The following is a 21,656-nucleotide window of genomic DNA, read 5'->3' on the forward strand; positions in this document are numbered from 1 at the left end:
GGCGTCTACTCCGGCTTGGAATGGTCGAGGAAATAGCGGCGGGCTTCAGCGGACGACAGCCCGTCCAGCCGTTCGAGCGAGGCCCAGACCTCGGTGATGAGGCGCAGGACATAGTCACGCTTGGCGGGAAACCGCTCGGCCTGCCAGCTGGCGATGTTGGCAATGAGCGCAAGCCGGGCACGAATGAGGTGGAAGAGAATGCCAAGCTCTTCGATCTCGAGCGGCTGCACCGACTGATAGCCGGCGACGAAGCGAGCCGCAGGCGCCAGCGGATGACCTTCGGCCGGCCAGCGATAGACGGCACCGATGGCGAGATCGCAGATCAGCGGCGAGTGGATCATGTCGCCGAAATCGAGGATGCCGCTGACCATTTCCGGCCGCGAGGCATCCATCACCACATTGTAGGAATTCATGTCGTTGTGGACGATCTGGGCGCGCAGCCCGGGGATGACCGGCGCCGCATGTTCCTCGAAAGCATCGATGACACGCTCGACCATGGCGCGATGGCCGGCGTCGGCGATATACGCCAGCATCGGCCGTGTCTTGGCGACCTTGCGGATGTCCCAAAGTAGGTCGCTGCCGGCGGCCGGGTGGAAGAAGCCGCGCAGTGCCCGGCCAAGCCGGGCGAGGAAGATGCCGAGATTGCGATCCTGCGCCGCTGACGTAGGCGAGCGCGAAAGCAGCTGGCCGGGTAGATAGGTAACCAGCCTGACGATGCGCGGCGCCGATCCGCCGACGCTGACCGTAAACTGCGCTTCGCCTTCGAGGCTCTTGCGCACCGAGGGAACGGGCAAGGCCGGGTCGACCGTCAGGATGTGGTCGAGCGCCTTGTTCTGGAAATCGGTGAAGCCGGCCTCTTCCGCCGGATGCGAGACCTTCAGGACGAAGTCGCCCTCGCCTCCTGTCTTGATATGGAAGTTGTGATCGCGTTCGCCCGGCAGCGGGCGCGCGCTGCCGGTGAGCCCGTAGTGCAGGCGCAACAGGGCAAGCGCCTCGGCGATCGAAACGTCAGGCGCATCCTCGGCGAGCGTGTCGCCGAAGGCATCCGACACGGCCGCGTTCATGGCCCGACCTCGGGCTGGATGGGTTCGAGACCGCACCAGTCGGCGATGAAGAGCGCGATGGTCTGGGTGACCTTGCGCACGGAGTCGAGATCGACGGCCTCGTCATAGCCATGCGGCATGCGGCAGATCGGGCCGTAGACGATCGCCGGCGTGTCGGCATAGAGGCCGAAGAAGCGGGCATCGGTGGTGGCCGAGGTGACATGTTCCGTCAGCGGCTCGCCCCATACGGCGGTGTGGCTGCGCCGCAGTACGGCTTCCATCTCGTCGGCGCCTTCCAGCACGTAGCCCTCGGCCATGAAGCCGTTATAGGTCATTCTGGGCGGGCGATTGGCGAGAAACGGATCGGCGCGCGCCGCATCGGCGATGCAGGCCTCGAGTTCGGCCCTGGCATCCTCCAGCTTCTGGCGGGGATAGGTCGCGACCCGCATCTCGAAGATACAGCGCGCCGGTACGCTCGATGTCCATTCGCCGCCTTCGATCTTGCCGAGGTTGAAACGGATCGGGTGCGGATGATCGCAGAAATGCGGATCATCGACCTTGCGCGCGTTCCAGACGATTTCGAGCTGCTTCAGCGCCTGGATGATGAGGAAGGCCTTCTCGATGGCATTGGCGCCGGCGGAAAAGGCGCCCGACGCGTGCTGCGGATCGCCGTCGACCTCGACCCTGAACCAGATCGGGCCGACCTGTGCCCGCATCAGCCTTGGTTCCAGCGGCTCGGGAATGAAGGCGGCATCGGCGCGGTAGCCACGCTGCAGGCAAGCGAGCGCGCCGTTGCCGGTGCACTCCTCCTCTACGACCGACTGCAGGAACACTTTCGCCGCTGGCTGATAGCCGAGGCCGCGCAAGGCGGCCAGCGCATAGAGGCAGGCCGACAGGCCGGCCTTCATGTCGCCGGCGCCTCGGCCATGCATCCAGCCGTCCTCGATCGCCGGATCGTAGGGGTTTCGCACCCAGCGGTCGAGCGGTCCCGTCGGCACCACGTCGATATGGCCGTTGAGGATCAGCGACCGACCGGTGGCATTTCTCGGCGCGTGGGTGGCGACGACGTTGAAGGCATCGTCATACGAAACCGCGACGGGTGAAAATCCGGGCAGGTCGCGGATAGCATCGACATCGACAGGCCACATATCGACCGAATAGCCATTGGCTTCATAAGCAGCCGCCATGAAGGATTGCGCGGCATGTTCCTCGCCGCGTTGCGAGGGAAAGCGCACGAGATCGGCCAGGAAGGCGAGCTGGCGGTCGAAGCCTTCGTCGACTGCCCGCAAAATGGCCTCATCCGCAATTCGCTCAGGCATCATATTCCGCTTTCCCACGAATGATGTATCATATCTCATATGCCATTTCGAATAGACAAGAAGACAGGCGGGCCAAAATGATGGCCCACCCCTGGAGCCTCTTGGCAGGCGGTCGCAGAGTTGGCATCAGCTTCTTGACATGTCGGCAAAGCTGCGCGGCGGAAGATCGAGGACAGATGCAAGTCACCGAGGGCGTATTGCCGGATGAAATCACCGACCTCGCGTCCGGCTACCGACGTGTGCCGGCCGGCAAGATCGTCAATGCGGTGACGTGGATGGAGGCGCGCGCGCCGGTGCAGGGTCTCGCCCAACCCTTGGCCATGACGCGCGTCACCGAGCCCGACCCCGCCGTCTACCGCGCGGTCTTCCTGGAGATCGGCGCACCCTGGCTCTGGGACCGCGCCGCCGAAATGTCGGACGCCGACATCGCGGCGCATTTCGCCGACCCACGCCAGCATCTCTATTACGGCCATGATGAAAGCGGCGGCCGTGTCGGCATGGTCGAATTCTCGGTTACCGACAGCAACGAGATCGAGATCACCTATTTCGGCCTGTTCCCTTCCTTGACCGGCCGAGGCTTCGGCAAACGGCTGATGGCTGGCGCGCTCGATCAGGCATGGCGCCTGGAGCCCAGCCGCATCTGGCTGCACACCAGCAGCTTCGATCATCACAGCGTCATCGGTTTCTACGGAGCTTGCGGGTTTGAACCCTATGCGGCTGGTTTCGAGATCACCGACGATCCGCGGATCAAGGGAACCCTGCCGCGCGGTGCGGCCCCGCAAATCCCGTTGATCGAGACCGAATGGGTGCCCGGCGCCAGATGAGACCGTCGTCGCGACCCGCGAGGACGCGCGCGACACCGCACTGGCCGCGCGTTCGTCATATCGGCAACCGTCAGCTCGCCTGCGGCGCCGGCAGGCGCTCGCGCAATTCGTCGACAAGCACCCTGGTGTTTTCGGAATAGTCGATCGGCACGACCACGAGGTGGACCCCGCCGTCGGTGAAGGCCTGTTCCAGCGCCGGCCGCAATTCGGCGATCGCGCTGACCCTGGTCCCCCTGGCGCCGTAGGCCTCGGCGTATTTGACGAAATCGGGATTGCCGAAGGTCATGCCGAAATCGGGAAATTCATCGACCGCCTGCTTCCAGCGGATCATGCCATAGGCATGGTCTTCCAGCAGCAGGACGACGAGGTTGAGCTCGAGCCTGACAGCCGTCTCTAGTTCCTGGCTGTTCATCATGAAGCCGCCATCGCCGCAAATGGCCATGACACGGCGCTGGGGATAGAGCAGCGCCGCCATCATCGCCGACGGCAGCCCGGCGCCCATGGTGGCCAGCGCGTTGTCGAGCAGCAGCGTGTTTGCCATGCGCGTGCGGTAGTTGCGGGCGAACCAGATCTTGTACATGCCGTTGTCCAGCGCGAGGATGCCGTCGGCCGGCATCACGGCGCGCACGTCGTGCACGATGCGCTGCGGCGTGAAGCGGTCTTCGGTGGCGCGCGCGGCGATGCGGCTCAAAATGCCTTCGCGCAGCGGCAGCAGGGCCTGCGCATTGGGGATCTTGCCTTCGACGCGATCGGCCAGCAGCGCCAGCGACGGACCGAGGTCGCCGACGATTTCCGCTTGCGGAAAATAGACCTGCTCGACATCGGCCGTCTGGTAGCCGACATGGATGACCTTCGGTCCCTTCGCGCCCATGATGAAGGGCGGTTTCTCGACCGTATCGTGGCCGATGGTGATGATCAGGTCGGCCTGCTCGATGGCCTCGTGGACATAGTCGCGTTCCGAAAGGGCCGCCGTTCCCATGTAGAGTTCGGTGCCGCCGGGCACCGTGCCCTTGCCCATCTGCGTGGTGAAATAGGGTATCTGCGTGCGCAGGACGAACTGGGCGACATCAGGGGTCACGCGCGGCCGCGACGCCGCCGCGCCGAACATCAGCAGCGGACGCTTGGCCTCGATGATCATGCGGGCGGCGCGATCGAGCGCGCCAGCGCTGGCTAGGGGCAGTTCGACCGGATGCGTCGGCACCAAGGCAATCGGTTCGCACTCCGCCGCCGCGATATCTTCCGGCAGTTCCAGATGCACAGGGCCGGGGCGTTCTTCCTGTGCGACGCGGAAGGCTTCTCGCACCAAGGACGGAATCATCTTCGGCGAGACGATCTGGCGCGACAGCTTGGTCAGCGGCTTCATCGCCGCGACGATATCGACGATCTGGAAGCGAGCCTGCCTGGACGACAGGATGCCCTTCTGTCCGGTGATCATGATCATCGGCATCGCGCCGAGCAGCGCATAGGCCGAGCCGGTCGTCAGATTGAGCGCGCCGGGGCCGAGCGTGGTGATGCACACACCCGGCTTGCCGGTAAGCCTGCCATAGGTGGCGGCCATGAAGGCGGCCGCCTGCTCGTGGCGGGTCAGGATCAGCTGGATCGACGAGCGGCGGATGGATTCGACAATGTCGAGATTTTCCTCGCCCGGAATACCGAAAATCCGATCGACTCCTTCGTTCTCGAGGGCCGCCACGAACAGATCCGAACCTTTGGTCATGAACCGTCTCTCCTGCAATGCTGGCATTCCGTCAGCCACCTTCATATGGCACCGGAATGCGACACCTCAAAGAGGCAGTTCGCCTGCCAGCGATCACGCCATCATTTTCGGCAATGCGGCCGCCAATGCGTCGACGGCCAGCCGGACCTTGAGCGGCAGATACGGCGTCTCCAGCCATAGCGCGTGGCAGTCGTAGGGATAGCGCGGCCGGTCCGGCAACAGCTCGACCAGCGCGCCGGCCTGGATTCGTTCGCGAACCAGCCAATGAGGCAGCCACGCGAGGCCCATACCGCCGGCGGCGGCATCGGCGATGGCATCGAGATCGTCGAGCCGAAGCCGGCCGGTTGGGACGAACTCGGCCGCAGCTTGTTCCTCGCGCGGGAAGAGCCAGGGCTGAACGATCATGCCGAGCCGGCGGTAGACAATCGCCTGATGATCGGCGAGGTCTTCGATCCGCCGTGGTTCGCCATGAATTTCCAGATAGGAAGGCGCGGCACAGACGACCATGTGCTGGCGTGCAACGCGGCGCGCGATCACGCCGGCCTTGTCGTCCAGATCACCGGTCCGGATGGCGAGATCGTAGCCGTCCTCGGCAAGATCGGCGAAGCGGTCGCTCAGCGACAGGTCGAGCTCCAGCGTCGGATACCGCCGCGCCAGTTGCAGCAACACGGGGGTCACGCAATGGCGGCCGAAATGCGCCGGCATGGTGACGCGCAGTTTTCCTCGCGGTTCCGAGAGCTGGTCGGCGGCGAGCGCATCGGCGGCCTCGGCCTCGGCCAGCACCAGCCGACACCGCTCATAATAGGCGCGTCCGAAATCGGTCAGGCTCTGGCGGCGCGTGGTCCGGTTGATGAGACGTACGCCAAGCCTGTCCTCGAGAAACCGGACATGCTTGCCGACCATCGGTCCGGATAGATCGAGCACGGTGGCCGCCGCCGCGAACGAGCCGAGATCAACGGCCCTGACGAACACGGCCATGCTTTCAAGCCTATCCATTTTCGAAACTCTTGGTTTCTACTGCACAATCTAAACAGCCATTTATCGCCAAAAGGCTTTGCATCATAGCTCATTCGGTTCAGATAATTTGGAGTGAGCAAAATGACCCGTATCGTCCGCTTCCACCAGCATGGTGGTCCCGAGGTCCTGCGCATCGAGGAGGTCGATCTTCCTCCGCCGGGCCATGGTGAGGTTCAAATCCGCGTCAAGGCATTCGGCCTTAACCGCGCCGAGGCGCTGCTGCGCGCGGGCAACTATATCGAGACACCCACCCTGCCCTCCGGGCTCGGGCTGGAAGCGGCAGGCGTCATCGAGACAATCGGCGAAGGCGTGACCGGGCTGACCCCCGGCGACGCCGTCAGTGTCATCCCGCCGCAATCGATGGTTCGCTGGCCGGCTTACGGCGAGCTTGTCACCTTTCCCGCCAGGCTTATCGTCAAACACCCGGCGTCCCTCGACTGGCAAACTGCGGCGGCGATCTGGATGCCGTACCTCACCGCCTATGGTGCGTTGGTCGAGATCGCCAAGCTGGGTGGACAAGACTTCGTCGTCATCACCGCCGCCTCCAGCAGCGTCGGCCTTGCGGCGATCCAGATCGCCAACAGGGTTGGCGCGACAACGATCGCGGTGACGCGGGCGTCGGCGAAGAGGCAAGCACTGCTCGACGCCGGTGCAACGCATGTGGTGGTCCTCGAGGAAGAGTATCTTGTGAGAAGACTGAGCCAGATTGCCGGGCCGCAAGGCGTACGCGTCGTGTTCGATCCGATCGGCGGGCCGATCTTCGAGCCGTTGACGGCGGCCATGTCGAAAGGCGGCATTCTCATCGAATATGGCGGCCTCAGCAGCGACCCGACGCCGTTTCCGTTGGCTGCCGTGTTGGGCAAGACACTGACGTTGCGCGGTTATCTCGTCCACGAGATCACCGGCAATCCGGAGAAGTTGGAGGCTGCCAAGGCGTTCATCCTCGAAGGCCTCGAGGACGACACTCTCACGCCGATCGTCGACAGGACGTTTCCATTCGACCAGATCGTCGAGGCGCATCGCTATCTCGAATCGAACGAGCAGTTCGGCAAGATCGTCGTGACGGTTTGAGCAGCAATCATTCTCACGGGCAATATTGCCCCTTGAAGGCGCCGTGCCGCATGCCTAACTCCCGTGTGCGGGCCGGGCCCCTCTGACTGTCGCTTTTGGCGACCGTGATGTCGGACCGCTTCAACGGGCCCGTTTCATCCTTTCGGTCAAGCGGGCTCATTTCTTTTCTGGTTAGGAGCCCCTGATGACATCTCTCCTTGGTATGGTTTGCCCCTCCTGCCGCGTCGCGCTCGTGATGAGCGAACGCCAGGGGATCGAGATCGACTACTGTCCGCAGTGCCGTGGTGTCTGGCTCGATCGAGGCGAACTCGACAAGATCATCGAGCGTTCCAGCAGGGATGCGTCGCCCGCGCCACAGGCGCAGCCGGCAGCGTTCTCGCAGCCGCGCGATGGCCGGGACCGCGATGACGACTATTCCCGCTCGCATGGCCAACGCTATCCGAAGCGGAAGAAATCATTCTTCGAAGAGCTGTTCGATTGACCGCATGAGGCCCGCCACCCGGCCAACGTTTTTGCTGAAATTTCCGAAACCACATCGATAAAGGTCACCCCGATGACTTCCCGCACAAGCCGAATTGCCGCCCTCCTCGCCGGACTGTTCCTCGCATTCTCCATGGTCGCGATCGATCATGCCGAGGCGCGGCGCGGCGGCAGTTTCGGCAGTCGTGGTACACGCACCTTCCAGTCGGCGCCGCCGACCAGGACCGCGCCGGCGCCGACCGCGCCGGTCGAGCGTTCGATGACACCCAACACCGGCGTGAACAATGCGGCCCGGCAGCCGCAGGCCGGCCTGCAGAGGCCCGGCTTCATGAGCGGCTTCGGCGGAACGATGATGCGCGGCCTGCTGCTCGGCGGCCTGATCGGCCTGCTCGTGGGCCATGGTTTCGGCGGCCTCGCCGGCATGTTCGGCTTCCTGCTCCAGGCCCTGCTCATCGGTGGCGCGATCATCCTGGCCATCAGGTTCTTCCGGTCGCAATCCGCGCGTGGCCCCGCGCCCGCACTCGCCGGCGTGGGCAATACCCAGGCTTCACAGTTCGAGAACCGCGCACAACGGGAGACGGGAACCGCGGGCTCCTTCACAATTCCCGGCTTTGGCGGCGGTTCGGGCGGAGGCTATGATGCCACCCGATCCGAAGAGATCACGCTGGCCCAGACCGACCTCGACGCCTTCCAGCAGCTGTTGACTGAGGTCCAGGAGGCATTCGGCCGCGAGGACCATGCCGCATTGCGGCGGTCGGTGACGCCCGAGATGGTGTCCTATCTGTCGGAAGAACTGGCCGACAATGCCCAGAAAGGTCTCAGGAACGAAGTGTCCGATGTCACCCTGCTGCAGGCCGACATCGCGGAAAGCTGGCGCGAGGATGACCGCGACTACGCGACGGCCGCGTTGCGCTACGAGTCTCGCGACGTGATGCGCGAACGGGCGAGCGGCAAGGTCGTCGAGGGCGACCAAGACCATCCCACCGAGACGATCGAGTTGTGGACATTCACGCGTCAGAACGGCTCGAACTGGAAGCTCTCGGCGATACAAGAGGCTTGAGCGTCGCGAGTTTACCTGCTGACGGCCAACTCACGATCTGGACGCACATCGGCGTGCCGATCCCGATGGCGGAGACCGACACCGCGGGCGTCCTGAAAATAAGGCGCCTCCCGGTTCAGGCTGCCGACAAACACGAGACACGCATTCCCGACACCGCGCATGATTTCCTCCTGCCCTGCGCGCGCTTCCGCGCGCAAAAACCGGTCAAAATTTCGCCCGTCCTTGCTTGCAACGCAATCCCATATGTGAAAATAGTATTTACAAAAGAAGATTGGCGGGAGGAGACATCGTGCAATCAGGCGCTTCGATGCGTGCTCGAAGGGTTGCCCGGGCGCTCTCGCGAGACCGGTGGATTGAGCCATGAACGATTTCGCACCGACCGTCGGCATTGCCTCGACGCTTCCCAGGAACATGCCCGAAGAGCATGCCGCGCTACCGGTGTGGAACGCCGAGAACTGGTTCTACGAGGACTGGCCGGTCGGCCAGAAGATCCGCTCGCTGCGACGTACCATGGCGGAAGGCGACAGCCACCTCTTCAACTCGCTGGTGCTCGATATCCATCCTTACGTGCAGGACCAGATGTTTGCCGAGAGCGAAGGCATTTTCGGCAAGAGGCTGATCGCCGGCGCGTTTGTTTTTTCGGCTGGGCTGGGACTGGTCGCGACCAACTGCGTCAACGCCTTTTCCTATGGCTATGACAAGCTGCGCTTCATAAAGCCCGTCTTCATTGGCGACACGATCTATTCGATCCGTTCCAACCTCGACAAAAAGCCTCGTTACCAGGAGATGGGACTGATCCGCGCCAGCTACGAGGTATTCAAGGGCGAAGGCGAGTTGGTGCTCTATTGCGAACACCTGCAAACGGTGAAGTACCGCAACCCTGCCGATTTCATCGGCAAGACGGAGAAATAGAAATGCCGGCAGCAGCCGAATTGCCGCTTGCCGGCCTCGTCGTCGTCGACATGAGCCAGTTCCTGTCCGGGCCCTATTGTTCGCTGAGATTGCTCGATCTCGGCGCCCGCGTCATCAAGATCGAGCGTCCGGATGGAGGTGACCTGTCGCGTCAGCTCTATCTCAGCGACACCGAGATCGGCGGCGATTCCACCATCTTCCACGCCATTAACCGGGCCAAGGAAAGCCTCGCAATCGATTTGAAGAACGAGGCCGATCTCGAGGCATTGCGCGGCCTTCTGGCCAAGGCCGATGTGCTGATCCAGAATTTCCGGCCGGGTGTCATCGAGCGGCTTGGCGTCGACTACGAAGCCGTCCGCCAGATCAATCCGCGCCTGGTCTATGCCTCGATCAGCGGCTATGGCGAGGAAGGCCCGTGGGTCAAGCGTCCCGGCCAGGACCTGCTGGCGCAGTCGCGCTCCGGCGTGATGTGGCTGAACGGCGACGAAGACCAGGGGCCGGTGCCGTTCGGGCTCGCCATCGGCGACATGCTGGCGGGTGCGGCCTGCGCGCAAGGCATCCTGGCTGCACTGGTGCGGCGCGGCATCACCGGTCAGGGAAGCCATATCGAGACCAGCCTTCTGGAAGCGCTGGTCGACTTCCAGTTCGAGGTGCTGACCACGCATCTCAATGACGGCCGCCGCCTGCCGCGACGCTCGAGTTTCCGCAGCGCGCATGCCTATCTCTCGGCGCCTTACGGCGTCTATCCGGCCAAGGACGGATATCTCGCCATCGCCATGACGCCGATCCCAAAGCTCGCCGACCTTTTGTCGCTCGATGAACTGGCGCCCTATCGCGACAAGCCGGCATCGTGGTTCACCGCGCGCGACGATATCAAGTCGATCATCGCCCAGAGGATTGCAACGAAAACCATCGACGAATGGCTTGCCATTCTCGAGCCCGCTGACATCTGGTGCGCGAAGGTGTTGAACTGGCCCGAGATGCTGGCAAGCGAAGGTTTTCAGTCGCTCGACATGCTGCAGACGGTGACGCGTGAGGACGATGTCTCGATCCTTACCACCAGTTCGCCGCTCCGGGTCGATGGGATCAGAGCCAAGGTCGACCGCGCGGCGCCGCGCATCGGCGAGCACAGTGCGAAAATCCGCGCGGAGTTCGGCTTGTGACCACGCGCTTCCTTAAGCCCACACTCAGGGGCATGACCTGGAGCCACCCGCGCGGCTACGATCCAATGGTCGCGTGTTCATCTCTGTGGCAGCAGAAAACCGGCGTTGTCGTCGAATGGGACAAGCGTTCGCTGCAGGATTTCGAATCCTTCCCGGTCGAGGAGTTGGCGCGGGCCTATGACCTTATCGTCATCGATCATCCGCATGTCGGCCAGGTCACGGCGGAGCGCTGTCTCGAGCCTCTCGACGTCGCCGGCCGCGAGGCGGAGCGCGCCGCGCTTGCCTCGGGCAGCGTCGGCCAGTCCTATCCGAGTTACGCCTGGCAGGGCCGGCAATGGGCGTTTCCGATAGACGCGGCGGCCCAAGTGCAGGCCTGGCGGCCGGACGCGCTAGATGCGCCGGCGGCGACGTGGGGCGAGGTGCTTGATCTCGCCCGGCAGGGCCGCGTGCTGCTGCCGCTGCGGCCACCCCACTCGCTGATGACCTTCTATACGCTGGCCGGCAATCTCGGGCATCCCTGCGCGATCGATCCGTCGGGCGATCTCATCGACGTCGAGACGGGCTGCGAAGTCTTCGAGACGATACGTGAGATCGCGACGCTGGTCGGCCCCACCTGCTTCGACATGGACCCGATCGCCGTTTCGGAGCGCATGGCCGAGGCCGGTTCCCGCATTGTCTGCGCGCCGCTGATCTATGGCTATGTCTCCTATGCGGCGTCGGGTTTTCGCGCGAACAGGCTGGCCTTTGCCGACATTCCGGTCATTGGTTCCGATGGCCCGATCGGCTCGGCGCTCGGCGGCACCGGCATTGCGGTCTCGGCCTTTTCCAAGGCGAAAGACGCGGCGATCGATTTCGCCTATTGGGTCGCCAGCGGCGATGTCCAGCGCGGCAGCTATGCAGCCGCCGGCGGCCAGCCGGGCCATGCGGCTGCCTGGGAAGACCAGACGGTCAATCAAGCGACCGGTGACTTCTATCGGGACACGCGCGCGACGCTTGAGGGGGCTTGGGTGCGGCCGCGCCATGACGGCTACATGGCATTCCAGCAGGCGGCGTCCGACCGCATCAATTCCGGCCTGGCCTCCGGCCGCCCGGCCGGCCAGGTCGTCGCCGATCTCATCAGCCTGTTCCGGGCCAGTACCCAGGCAACCAACATCACCTGAGGGACCTGGCCTGGGTCTTATTTCAGCCGCCATAGTTTGCGGGCATTGCCCGACAGCAGGCTGTCGCGCTCTGAAATGCTGCAGCCCGAAAGCAGCGCATGTGTCGCCGCCACCCAGGTCGAGAGGCCGCCACCAAGCGTGCAGACCGGCCAATCGCTGCCCCAGACGACACGGTCCCAGCCGAATGAATTGATGGTGTGTTCGACGTAGGGCCGCAGCGTCTCGGCGGTCCAGTCGCCGGGGTCGGCATAGGCGACCACGCCGGAAATTTTTGCCATGACATTAGAGCGCCGTGCGATCTCGCTCATATGTTCGCGCCAAGGATGCTCTGCGTTGCCCTTGATATTGGGGACACCGCAATGGTCAAGCACGAACTGGACATCGGGCGCCAGATCGGCGAGCGCAATCGCCCTCGGGATCTGGTGCGGCAGCACGACGAGATCGAAGGTCAGGCCGGTGCCGCCAAGCCGTTTGATGTTGTCACGGAACAATGCGCCTTCCGAAAGATCGTCCGGCACGACGTGTAGGACGCGGCGAAAGCCCTTGACGAAGGGATTTGCCCGCTGGCATTCAAGATAGGCCTGGAAATCCGCCTCTTCGGGACGGCAAGATGCAATCGCCCCGGTGAGCATGCTGCCCGCTTGCCGCGACAGGCCCTCCACACGTGCGGTCTCCGCCTCGATGTCGGCCGGGTCGACATCGACCTCCATATGCAGCACACGTCCGACGCCGACACGCTGGGCCTCCACCGCATATTCCTCGTAGGAGAAATCGCGGTTCAGCGCCGGCACTCCCGCAAGCCAGGGATAGCGCAGCGCCGAGCGATCGATGAGATGCAGATGGGTGTCGATGATCATGGCGAGGCTCCTCCGGTAGCGTTATTGGATCATCTCATGGGGGAATTCTTCATTCAAATAAGAATTCATGCTGATGAACCGACAGCCGACCCGGCTAGGTGCGACAGCTTTTCACAGGTTGCCAACAGCAACTCGATGGTTCGGGTGATATCGGGCGCGGACGGGGCGTTGACCACGGTGATGTAGGGGATCGACAGAGCCGCGATGGCCTTGCCGTCGGAACCACGCACCGGGGCGGAAAGGTTGAAGACGCCCGCGGTCTGCATGGAAGCCATCATCTCGTAGCCGCGGTCGCGGATCTGGTCGAGACGGGCGAAGAACTCGGCCGGCTGCGCAGTCTTGTCGGTGCTGCGGACGTGCTCCGAAATCATCATCTGCCGCTCTTCCGGTGAGCGGAAAGCGAGCAGGACATGGCCTGAACCGGTGTCGAACAGGCTGATATGCGAACCGACCCGGATCGAAATCCCCCAATAGTTCGGCGCCTCCTGCTGGCCGATCACGACAGCAGAACCGCGATCAAAAACAACGAGTTGATTGGCCTGCTGCGAAGTCTCGGCCAGCTCGCGCATCAGCGGCGTGGCATAGGAAACCAACCTGCGCACCGGCGCGTGCAGCTGCGCCAGGCCGAACAGCTTGAGCGTCAGCGAATAACGGTCGCCGTCCAGCCGCGTGACATAGCCGCGCCGCACCAGCCGGTCGAGCATGCGATAGAATTCGTTAGGGCTCCGGTCGAGTTTCTTGGCGATTTCCGCCTGCGTCAGGCCGCCGTCGACGCCGGCCAGCAATTCGAGGATGTCGAGCCCCTTGTCGAGCGCCGGCGCGCGATAGCGCTCGTCTTCGCTGTCGTCCATGGGGCATCCCTCCAGTGAATTCAGCTCTTCATATACGCAGGAACGCGACCGACGGAAACAAATTTCGCCTTGACGTTTCCATGAATGTTTTGTTTGTATATGAATGTAGCACTTCTTGTCATCAGACGAGTTGCGGTCGCCACCGAGGCGCACCTAGGGAGGATATCAATGAACAGACTGCTTTCCGGCGTGTCCGCCGGTGCATTGGCGCTCGCATTTGGTGCGGGTGCTGTCCTTGCCGGCGACCTGCCCGGCAAGTTCGAAGGCGTGACCGTCGACGTTAAATTGATCGGCGGCCAGCAATATGAAAAGCTCTACGAGCGCATCCCGGAATGGGAGAAGGCGACCGGCGCCAAGGTCAACATCCTGACCAAGAAGAACGGCTTCGACATCGACAAGGAACTCAAGTCCGACATCGCCTCGGGCAGCACCAACTGGTGCGTCGGCTGGAACCATTCGTCGTTCGCGCCGCAGTACACCGGCCTCTACACCGATCTCAGCAAGTTATTGCCGAAGTCGGAGATCGACGCCTTCGTGCCGTCGACGATCAAGGCTGCAACCATTGACGGCAAGCTGGAGATGTTGCCGCGCGCGCAGTTCGACGTCTCGGCGCTCTACTACCAGAAGAGCCTGTACGAAAACGCCGACAACAAGACCAAGTTCAAGGCCAAATACGGCTACGATCTGGTGCCGCCGGACACCTGGAAGGAAGTCACCGACCAGGCCGAGTTCTTCGCCAACCCGCCGAATTTCTACGGCACGCAATTCGCCGGCAAGGAAGAGGCGATCAACGGCCGCTTCTATGAAATGGTCGTCGCCGAGGGCGGCGAATATCTCGACAAGGACGGCAAGCCGGTCTTCAATTCCGAGGCCGGCATCCGGGCGCTCGACTGGTTCGTCAACCTCTACAAGGCCAAGGCCGTGCCGGCCGGAACCACCAACTACCTCTGGGACGATCTCGGCCAGGGCTTTGCCTCGGGCACCGTCGCCATCAATTTGGACTGGCCGGGCTGGGCCGGCTTCTTCAACGATCCGAAGTCGTCGAAGGTGGCGGGCAATGTCGGCGTCAAGGTCGCGCCGAAGGGCTCCGCTGGAGTACGCACCGGCTGGTCGGGTTTCCATGGCTTCTCGGTGACCGAGAACTGCCCGAACAAGGAGGCCGCTGCCTCCCTGGTCTGGTGGCTGACCAATGAGGACAGCCAGAAGCTCGAGGCCGCCGCCGGCCCGCTGCCCACCCGCACCGCGGTCTGGGACTGGGACCTGCAGCAGGCCGCGAACGATCCTTACAAGAAAGAGGTTCTTTCCGCTTTCCAGGAAGAAGCCAAGCACGCCTTTGCCGTGCCGCAGACGCCTGAGTGGATCGAGATCTCGAACGCCGTCTATCCGGAGCTGCAGGCCGCCATCCTCGGCGACAAGACCTCCAAGCAGGCATTGGACGAAGCCGCCGCCAAGGCGACGCAGATCCTGCAGGACGCCGGCAAACTCTAGGCGTTGCTCTCAAGATCGCCTCCCCCATTGTGAATGGGGGAGGCGATCGCGTCTTTCCTGTGCTGTCCATTCAGCCGGTCGGGCCTCGGCCCAAAATTGCATGACAGATACCAAAGGACGCCGATGAAGGGCTTCAAGCCATCCGCACCATTCCTGCTGCTGCTTCCGGCCATCATCGTGCTGGCGGCGGTCGTCGTGGTGCCGTTGCTTCTGTCGCTCTATTCCAGCTTCACGCCTTTCCGGCTGACCAAGCCCGAGACATTCTTCGTCTTCATCGGCTTGCGGAATTATCTTTCGATCCTAGCCAACACCGATTTCTGGTGGGCGTTCGGGCGCACCGTTCTTTTGCTGACGATCGCGCTCAATCTCGAAATGCTGCTTGGCCTCGGGCTTGCCATGCTGGTCGAGAAGGCGACACGCGGCCAGCGCATCCTGCGTACGCTGATGATGTTTCCGATGATGTTCTCGCCGATCCTGGTCGGCTTCCAGTTCAAGTTCATGTTCAACGACAATATCGGCCTGGTCAACAATGCGCTGCAATCACTTGGCATCACCAGCGACGCCATACCGTGGCTGATCGAAGGCCATCTCGCCTTCATCGCCATCTCGATTGCCGAGATCTGGTCGTCGACGGCGATCTTCGCCATCCTGATCCTCGCAGGGCTGCTCGCCATGCCCAAGGAGCCGATCGAGGCGGCGCGTGTCGATGGCTGCACGCCGTGGCAGACATTCCGCTATGTCACATGGCCCTTCGTCATGCCTTTCGCCTACATCGCCATGACCATCCGCTCGCTCGACGTGGCCCGCGCCTATGACATCGTCAAGATCATGACCGACGGCGGACCGGCCGGCCGCACCGAACTCTTGTGGACGCTGGTGGCGCGCACCGCCTATAGCGACGGGCGCATGGGCATGGCCAACGCCATGGCCTATTTCTCGATCCTGCTGTCGATCGCCTTCACCGTCTATTTCTTCAACAAGCTCGCCGCGGCGCGCACGCAGATCGGTGCCGAGTGGTGAAGGGCGGAGTGGTGAAGGGCGGAGTGGTGAAGATGGACGAGAATTCTTCCGCCCGCCTCAAGCGCCGGCTGCTTGATATCGTCTATCGCATCGGCCTGTTCCTGGCGATGCTGACGATCTGCCTGCCCGGTCTGTGGATCGTGCTGTCGTCGCTTCGACCGACGGTCGAGATCATGGCCAAGCCGCCGGTGTGGATCCCGCAGGATATTTCGTTCGACGCCTATGTCGCGATGTTCTCAGGCATCGGCAAGGGCGGCATTCCCGTCATCGAATATTTCCGCAACTCGCTGATCATTTCGGTGACCTCGACGGTGATAGCGGTCGCCATCGGCATGGCCGGCGGCTATGCCTTCGCGCGCTATCGTTTTCGCGGCAAATCCAGCGTCTTCCTCGGCCTGATGCTGACGCGCACGGTGCCGGGCATCGCGCTGTCGCTGCCACTGTTCTTCCTCTATGTGCGGCTCGGCATCATCGACACGCATTTCGGGCTGATCCTCGCCTATGTCGCGCTCAATGTGCCGTTCACGATTTGGCTGATCGACGGCTTCTTCCGCCAGGTGCCGAAGGACCTCGCGGAGGCAGCACAGATCGACGGCTGCACGCGCTGGCAGGCCTTCTGGCAGGTCGAGTTCCCGCTCGCCGGGCCTGGCATCGCGTCGGCGGCGATCTTCGCCTTCCTGACCTGCTGGAACGAGTTCGCGCTGGCCTCCCAACTGACCCGCTCTGTCAGCGCCAAGACGCTGCCGGTCGGCCTGCTCGACTACACGGCCGAGTTCACCATCGACTGGCGCGGCATGTGCGCGCTGGCCGTGGTGATGATCATCCCGGCGCTCACCCTCACCTACATCGTCCAGAAGCACCTCGTCGGCGGCCTGACCTCCGGCGCGGTGAAAGGCTGATCTCATGGCAACGGTTTCCCTCAAAAAGCTGACCAAGCGCTACGGCAATATCCAGATCGTGCATGGCATCGACCTCGATATCACGGACCGCGAATTCATCGCGCTGGTCGGCCCGTCAGGCTGCGGCAAGTCGACGACGTTGCGCATGATCGCCGGACTGGAAGGGATCAGCGCCGGTTCGATCGAGATCGGCGGGCGCGTCGTCAACGACCTGCCGCCGCGCTCGCGCAACATCTCCATGGTATTCCAGTCCTACGCGCTTTATCCGCACATGACGGTGCGCGAGAATCTCGGCTTCTCCCTCAAGATCGCGGGTGCCGCCAAGGACGATATGGACCGTCGCGTCGCCGAAGCTTCAGCCATCCTCGGGCTCGATGCGCTGCTCGACCGCCGCCCGTCGCAACTCTCCGGTGGCCAGCGCCAGCGTGTCGCCATGGGCCGTGCCATCGTGCGTGACCCCGATGTCTTCCTGTTCGACGAGCCGCTTTCCAATCTCGACGCCAAGCTTCGTACGCAGATGCGCACCGAGATCAAGAAGCTGCACGCCAAGGTGCAGTCGACGGTGATCTACGTCACCCACGACCAGGTCGAGGCGATGACGCTTGCCGACCGCATCGTCATCATGCGCGATGGCTATATCGAGCAGGTCGGCACGCCCGACGAGGTGTTCCGCCGACCGGCGACACGCTTCGTCGCCGGCTTCATCGGTTCGCCGCCGATGAACCTGAACGAGGCGACGATCGACGACGGCCAGCTGGTTTTCGCCAGTGGTGCCAAGCTGCCCCTGCCCGGCCAGTTCAAGGCCAATGTCGCCGCCGGCGACAAGGTCGTGTTCGGGCTGCGGCCCGACGATATCTATCCGACCGGCCACGGCATCAGTTCCGGCGCGGCCGCCGACGTGCATCAGATCGAACTGCCTATCACGGTCACCGAGCCGCTCGGCAACGAGACGCTGGTGTTCGTCGAGTTCAACGGCAGCGACTGGGTTTCGCGCATGCTGAATCCGAGACCGGTGCGGTCTGGCGAACGCGTGACGATGAGCCTCGACCTGTCGCAGGCGCATCTGTTTGCCACCGAGACCGGGAAGACATTGCGGAGCTGACCGACATGGCAAGAATCGAAAAGATCGAACTGCGGATGGTCGACCTTGTGCCCAAGGTCAAGCGCACCGACGCGATCCAGAGTTTCGTCAGCCAGGAAACGCCAATTGTGACCATCACCGATTCCGACGGCGCGGTCGGCACCGGTTACAGCTACACGATCGGCACCGGCGGTTCGTCGGTGATGCGGCTGTTGTCCGATCACCTGGCGCCCCGCCTGATCGGCCGCGATTCTGATATGATCGAGGCGATCTGGCACGATCTCGAATTCGCCACCCACGCCACCACGATCGGTGCGATCACGGCCATCGCCATCGCAGCAATCGACACGGCGCTCTGGGACCTCAGGGCAAAGAAACTGAACCTGCCGCTGTGGAAGCTCACCGGCGGCGCCAAGGACCGCTGCCCGCTCTACACCACCGAAGGCGGCTGGCTGCACATCGAGACGCGGGCGCTGGTCGATGATGCGTTGGCCGCCAAGGCGAAGGGATTTCGCGGCTCGAAGGTGAAGATCGGCAGACCGCACGGATCCGAGGATCTCGCGCGCCTGTCGGCGGTGCGCAAGGCGGTCGGCGACGGCTACGAGATCATGACCGACGCCAACCAGGGATTCTCCGTCGACGAGGCGATCCGGCGCGCGGCGAGGTTGCGCGAGCTCGACCTCGCCTGGATCGAGGAGCCGCTGCCGGCCGACGACCTAGACGGGCATATCAGGTTGTCGAACTCGACGCCGACGCCGATTGCCATCGGCGAGTCGCTCTATTCCGTGCGCCACTTCCGCGAATATATGCAGAAAGGCGCTTGCTCGATCGTGCAGGTCGATGTCGGCCGCATCGGCGGCATCACGCCCTGGCTCAAGATCGCCCATGCGGCGGAGGCCTTCGACATTCCGGTTTGCCCGCATTTCCTGATGGAATTGCATGTCAGCCTGACCTGCGCTGTTCAGAACGGCAGGTATGTCGAGTACATTCCGCAACTCGACCAGTTGACCGGCAGGCACATGCGCATCGAGGATGGGCAGGCGCTGGCGCCCGACGAGCCCGGTATCGGCATCGATTGGGACTGGGACGCGATCAAGGCCATGAGCATCGCCGAATTCACCACGGCGATCACGAAATAGGGGAATGAACATGCAGCGGATGGGAATGGTTCTGGGGCTGAAGCCGGAGAAGGTCGAGGAGTATGTCCGCCTTCATGCCGCCGTCTGGCCCGACGTGCTGACCATGATCTCGGCCTGCAACATCAAGAACTATTCGATCTACCTGAAGCGGCCGGAGAATTTGCTTTTTTCGTATTTCGAATATCACGGCACCGACTACGCGGCCGACATGGCCAAGATGGCGGCCGACCCGAAGACGCAGGAATGGTGGGCTGTCTGCATACCCTGTCAGGAGCCCTTGCCGACCCGCAAGGATGGCGAGTGGTGGGCTTCGATGGACGAGGTCTTCCATCATGACTAGGGGTTTCGACCCTGCCTCGCTCGTCCAGTCCTGGCAAAAACCCTCGAAAACCCGGCCGATCGTCACCTTCGGCGCCGGCTCGATCGTCGACGACGCGCATTTTCCGGCCTACCGGAAGGCGGGATTTCCGATCGCGGGTCTCTATGATCCGGATCAGGCCAAGGCGCAGGCCCTGGCCGACAAATGGGGCGTGACGGCGTTCCGCTCGGCGGAAGAAGCCGCTGGGGTCAAGGATGCGATCTTCGATCTGGCAACGCCACCGGGGCGGCATGCCGAGATCCTGAAGGCTCTGCCCGACGGAGCGGTCGCACTGATCCAGAAGCCGATGGGCAACTATCTCGGCGAGGCAACCGAAATCCTCGAGATTTGCCGCGCCAAGAATCTCAAGGCGGCCGTGAATTTCCAGTTGCGCTTCGCGCCGATGATGCTGGCGCTGAAGGACGCAATCGCCAAGGGCTGGCTCGGCGAGGTCGTCGATTTCGACGCCTGGCTGGCGCTGGCGACGCCGTGGCAGTTGTGGGAATTCCTGCTCAAGGCGCCGCGCGTCGAGATCGCCATGCATTCGATCCACTATCTCGACCTGATCCGGCAACTGCTCGGCGATCCCAAGGGGGTGCACGCCAAGACGCTTGGCCATCCCAACCACAAGGTGGCGCAGACGCGCACCAGCGCCATCCTCGACTATGGCGACACGGTGCGCTGCGCGCTGTCGATCAACCACGACCACAAGTTCGGGCGCCGGCATCAGGCCTGCGAGTTCCGCATCTGCGGCACCGAGGGTGCCGCCTACCTCAAGCTCGGTCTCAATCTCGACTATCCCAGAGGCGAACCGGACATTCTGGAGATCTATCCGAAAGGCGGGGCCGATTGGATTGCCGTGCCTTTGGCCGGCGAATGGTTTCCCGATGCCTTCGTCGGGCGCATGGCCAATGTCCAGCGCTTTGCCGCAGGCGAAGACGATGAGCTGATCAGCCCGGTCGAGGACGCCTGGAACACAATGGCGCTGGTGGAAGCCGCCTATCGTTCGAGTGCGGCGCCAGCGACGCCGATCGCGGAAAGGCCCTGATGGAACAGATCCAGTATTTCGAGGACTACGAGATCGGCTCGACCCGGCTGACCAGCGGCCGGACGATCACCGAGACCGACTTCATCGTCCATGCCGGCCACACCGGCGATTTCTTCCCGCACCACATGGACGCCGAGTTCATGAAGACGACGGCGTTCGGCCAGCGCATCGCGCATGGCACGCTGGTGTTCTCGGTCGGGATCGGGCTGACGGCGACCGTGATCAATCCTGTCGCCTTTTCCTATGGCTACGACCGGCTGCGCTTCATCAAGCCGGTGTTCATCGGCGACACGATCCGCACGCGCACCACCATCGCGGCCAAGGAGGACGACCCCAAGCGACCGGCTTCAGGACGGGTGATCGAACGCTGCGAGGTGATCAACCAGCGCGATGAAGTGGTGCTGGCGGCCGACCATATTTACATCGTCGAACGCAAGCCGGCGCAGGGCTGAAACGCAGCGTAATTCCTACGAACCGGTGGCGCACGGTGATGCGCTCCAGTCCGAGCAGCGGCGAACCGGTCCGCAGGCAACCGCGCGCCATGGTATTGATCGCGGGCGGCCCTGCCCCTCGGTCTAGGATTTTCGCGATAGCCCGCCACCGTCTATCGCATTGACGAGTGTCTCGCTTCCTTCACGCATATGCTGTCTCAGAACACTCACGGCCTTCTTGCCGTCGCGCTGACGGCAAGCGGCCAGCAGATGGCGATGCTGCGTCTGCGAGTGGGTGCGATAGTCGAGGTTCGACAGCAGGATACGGACATAGCGGTCGGCCGCGTTGTGATGCGCGTCGATCAGGTCAAGCAAACGACGGTTGCCGCAGGCATCGTAGAGCGAGAGGTGAAAGACCCTGTTCAGGGCGCCCCAGCGGCCGACATTGCGCTCCGCGTCGATCTGATCGAGCACCTGCTCGGCTTCTTCAAGCTTGGCTCCGGGCAGGACCGGAACGGACAGCCGGAGCGCCTCGCATTCCATCCGGCCTTCAACTATCCGCTGGCTATGGCCTCGCGCAAAACGTTGGCGACCTGTTCGGCCACCGTCCGCGGCCTCTCGATCAGGCCTCCCCTAAATCCGCGCAATCGAAGCTCCCATGCCACGCGATGGCCAGCCTAGTGGAAAACCTGCGGGGATATAAGTATCCCCGTGTACG

The 21,656-nt window shown here is 63.2% G+C and carries 22 protein-coding genes; 15 read left to right on the top strand and 7 right to left on the bottom strand.

Translation table 11 applies throughout. The features are described 5' to 3' along the window. Nucleotides 1-5: 5 nt before the first annotated feature. Nucleotides 6-1,064: a phosphotransferase gene (locus FJ970_RS27780; RefSeq protein ID WP_140757758.1), complete on the bottom strand. Its 1,059-nt coding sequence runs from the start codon at nucleotides 1,062-1,064 to the stop codon at nucleotides 6-8. Continuing rightward, the gene (locus FJ970_RS27785; protein WP_181178432.1) at nucleotides 1,061-2,362 is read right to left on the bottom strand and encodes an ArgE/DapE family deacylase; all 1,302 of its coding nucleotides are present in this window, start codon (nucleotides 2,360-2,362) and stop codon (nucleotides 1,061-1,063) included. Before FJ970_RS27785 ends, FJ970_RS27780 begins: the two co-directional genes overlap by 4 nt. A gap of 176 nt (nucleotides 2,363-2,538) precedes the next feature. Here FJ970_RS27785 and FJ970_RS27790 point away from each other — a divergent pair, with 176 nt between their 5' ends. Next, nucleotides 2,539-3,186: a GNAT family N-acetyltransferase gene (locus FJ970_RS27790; protein WP_140757760.1), complete on the top strand. Its 648-nt coding sequence runs from the start codon at nucleotides 2,539-2,541 to the stop codon at nucleotides 3,184-3,186. A gap of 70 nt (nucleotides 3,187-3,256) precedes the next feature. Here the strand turns inward: FJ970_RS27790 and FJ970_RS27795 are convergent, their stop codons facing one another. After that, the gene (locus FJ970_RS27795; protein WP_140757761.1) at nucleotides 3,257-4,903 is read right to left on the bottom strand and encodes an acetolactate synthase large subunit; all 1,647 of its coding nucleotides are present in this window, start codon (nucleotides 4,901-4,903) and stop codon (nucleotides 3,257-3,259) included. 93 nt (nucleotides 4,904-4,996) lie between these two features. Then, nucleotides 4,997-5,899, bottom strand: coding sequence for a LysR family transcriptional regulator (locus FJ970_RS27800; protein ID WP_140757762.1), 903 nt, complete (start codon nucleotides 5,897-5,899; stop codon nucleotides 4,997-4,999). 102 nt (nucleotides 5,900-6,001) lie between these two features. Here FJ970_RS27800 and FJ970_RS27805 point away from each other — a divergent pair, with 102 nt between their 5' ends. The 6 genes from FJ970_RS27805 (at nucleotide 6,002) to FJ970_RS27830 (ending at nucleotide 11,766) form a co-directional block, all read left to right on the top strand. Next, nucleotides 6,002-6,991, top strand: coding sequence for a zinc-dependent alcohol dehydrogenase family protein (locus tag FJ970_RS27805; protein ID WP_140757763.1), 990 nt, complete (start codon nucleotides 6,002-6,004; stop codon nucleotides 6,989-6,991). A gap of 181 nt (nucleotides 6,992-7,172) precedes the next feature. Continuing rightward, the gene (locus FJ970_RS27810) at nucleotides 7,173-7,472 is read left to right on the top strand and encodes a zf-TFIIB domain-containing protein (RefSeq protein ID WP_181178436.1); all 300 of its coding nucleotides are present in this window, start codon (nucleotides 7,173-7,175) and stop codon (nucleotides 7,470-7,472) included. Between the two features lie 72 nt (nucleotides 7,473-7,544). Further along, entirely contained in the window at nucleotides 7,545-8,531 is a 987-nt protein-coding gene (locus tag FJ970_RS27815; RefSeq protein ID WP_140757765.1) for a Tim44 domain-containing protein, read from the top strand. A gap of 360 nt (nucleotides 8,532-8,891) precedes the next feature. Continuing rightward, nucleotides 8,892-9,443 (top strand): MaoC family dehydratase, encoded by a 552-nt coding sequence (locus FJ970_RS27820; RefSeq protein WP_140757767.1) that lies wholly within the window; start codon nucleotides 8,892-8,894, stop codon nucleotides 9,441-9,443. A 2-nt stretch (nucleotides 9,444-9,445) separates the two neighbouring features. Continuing rightward, on the top strand, nucleotides 9,446-10,606 hold the full coding sequence (locus FJ970_RS27825) for a CaiB/BaiF CoA transferase family protein (RefSeq protein WP_140757768.1): 1,161 nt from the start codon (nucleotides 9,446-9,448) through the stop codon (nucleotides 10,604-10,606). Between the two features lie 32 nt (nucleotides 10,607-10,638). After that, entirely contained in the window at nucleotides 10,639-11,766 is a 1,128-nt protein-coding gene (locus FJ970_RS27830; protein WP_140757814.1) for an extracellular solute-binding protein, read from the top strand. 17 nt (nucleotides 11,767-11,783) lie between these two features. On the opposite strand, the gene FJ970_RS27835 is transcribed toward FJ970_RS27830, so the two are convergent. Then, nucleotides 11,784-12,623 (bottom strand): amidohydrolase family protein, encoded by an 840-nt coding sequence (locus tag FJ970_RS27835; RefSeq protein ID WP_140757769.1) that lies wholly within the window; start codon nucleotides 12,621-12,623, stop codon nucleotides 11,784-11,786. A 65-nt stretch (nucleotides 12,624-12,688) separates the two neighbouring features. Further along, the gene (locus tag FJ970_RS27840) at nucleotides 12,689-13,474 is read right to left on the bottom strand and encodes an IclR family transcriptional regulator (RefSeq protein WP_023771193.1); all 786 of its coding nucleotides are present in this window, start codon (nucleotides 13,472-13,474) and stop codon (nucleotides 12,689-12,691) included. A 168-nt stretch (nucleotides 13,475-13,642) separates the two neighbouring features. Between FJ970_RS27840 and FJ970_RS27845 the strand changes: the two genes are divergently transcribed. From FJ970_RS27845 to FJ970_RS27880, 8 genes are all read left to right on the top strand, one after another. After that, nucleotides 13,643-14,962 (top strand): ABC transporter substrate-binding protein, encoded by a 1,320-nt coding sequence (locus tag FJ970_RS27845; protein ID WP_140757770.1) that lies wholly within the window; start codon nucleotides 13,643-13,645, stop codon nucleotides 14,960-14,962. 123 nt (nucleotides 14,963-15,085) lie between these two features. Continuing rightward, nucleotides 15,086-15,982 carry a carbohydrate ABC transporter permease gene (locus FJ970_RS27850; RefSeq protein WP_140757771.1) on the top strand — a complete coding sequence of 299 codons (897 nt, stop codon included), beginning with the start codon at nucleotides 15,086-15,088 and terminating at the stop codon, nucleotides 15,980-15,982. A 32-nt stretch (nucleotides 15,983-16,014) separates the two neighbouring features. Continuing rightward, nucleotides 16,015-16,881 (top strand): carbohydrate ABC transporter permease, encoded by an 867-nt coding sequence (locus FJ970_RS27855; protein WP_140757772.1) that lies wholly within the window; start codon nucleotides 16,015-16,017, stop codon nucleotides 16,879-16,881. Between the two features lie 4 nt (nucleotides 16,882-16,885). Next, the gene (locus FJ970_RS27860) at nucleotides 16,886-17,983 is read left to right on the top strand and encodes an ABC transporter ATP-binding protein (RefSeq protein ID WP_140757773.1); all 1,098 of its coding nucleotides are present in this window, start codon (nucleotides 16,886-16,888) and stop codon (nucleotides 17,981-17,983) included. A gap of 5 nt (nucleotides 17,984-17,988) precedes the next feature. Further along, nucleotides 17,989-19,101, top strand: coding sequence for a mandelate racemase/muconate lactonizing enzyme family protein (locus tag FJ970_RS27865; protein WP_140757774.1), 1,113 nt, complete (start codon nucleotides 17,989-17,991; stop codon nucleotides 19,099-19,101). Nucleotides 19,102-19,111: 10 nt separating this feature from the next. Beyond that, nucleotides 19,112-19,441 (top strand): L-rhamnose mutarotase, encoded by a 330-nt coding sequence (locus FJ970_RS27870; protein WP_140757815.1) that lies wholly within the window; start codon nucleotides 19,112-19,114, stop codon nucleotides 19,439-19,441. Further along, entirely contained in the window at nucleotides 19,434-20,507 is a 1,074-nt protein-coding gene (locus FJ970_RS27875) for a Gfo/Idh/MocA family protein (RefSeq protein WP_140757775.1), read from the top strand. Before FJ970_RS27870 ends, FJ970_RS27875 begins: the two co-directional genes overlap by 8 nt. Then, nucleotides 20,504-20,959: a MaoC/PaaZ C-terminal domain-containing protein gene (locus tag FJ970_RS27880; protein WP_181178438.1), complete on the top strand. Its 456-nt coding sequence runs from the start codon at nucleotides 20,504-20,506 to the stop codon at nucleotides 20,957-20,959. Before FJ970_RS27875 ends, FJ970_RS27880 begins: the two co-directional genes overlap by 4 nt. 123 nt (nucleotides 20,960-21,082) lie before the next feature. Here the strand turns inward: FJ970_RS27880 and FJ970_RS27885 are convergent, their stop codons facing one another. Next, nucleotides 21,083-21,481: a GntR family transcriptional regulator gene (locus FJ970_RS27885; protein WP_227791932.1), complete on the bottom strand. Its 399-nt coding sequence runs from the start codon at nucleotides 21,479-21,481 to the stop codon at nucleotides 21,083-21,085. Nucleotides 21,482-21,656 lie beyond the last annotated feature (175 nt).

This window comes from Mesorhizobium sp. B2-1-8, assembly GCF_006442545.2.
GTDB lineage: Bacteria > Pseudomonadota > Alphaproteobacteria > Rhizobiales > Rhizobiaceae > Mesorhizobium.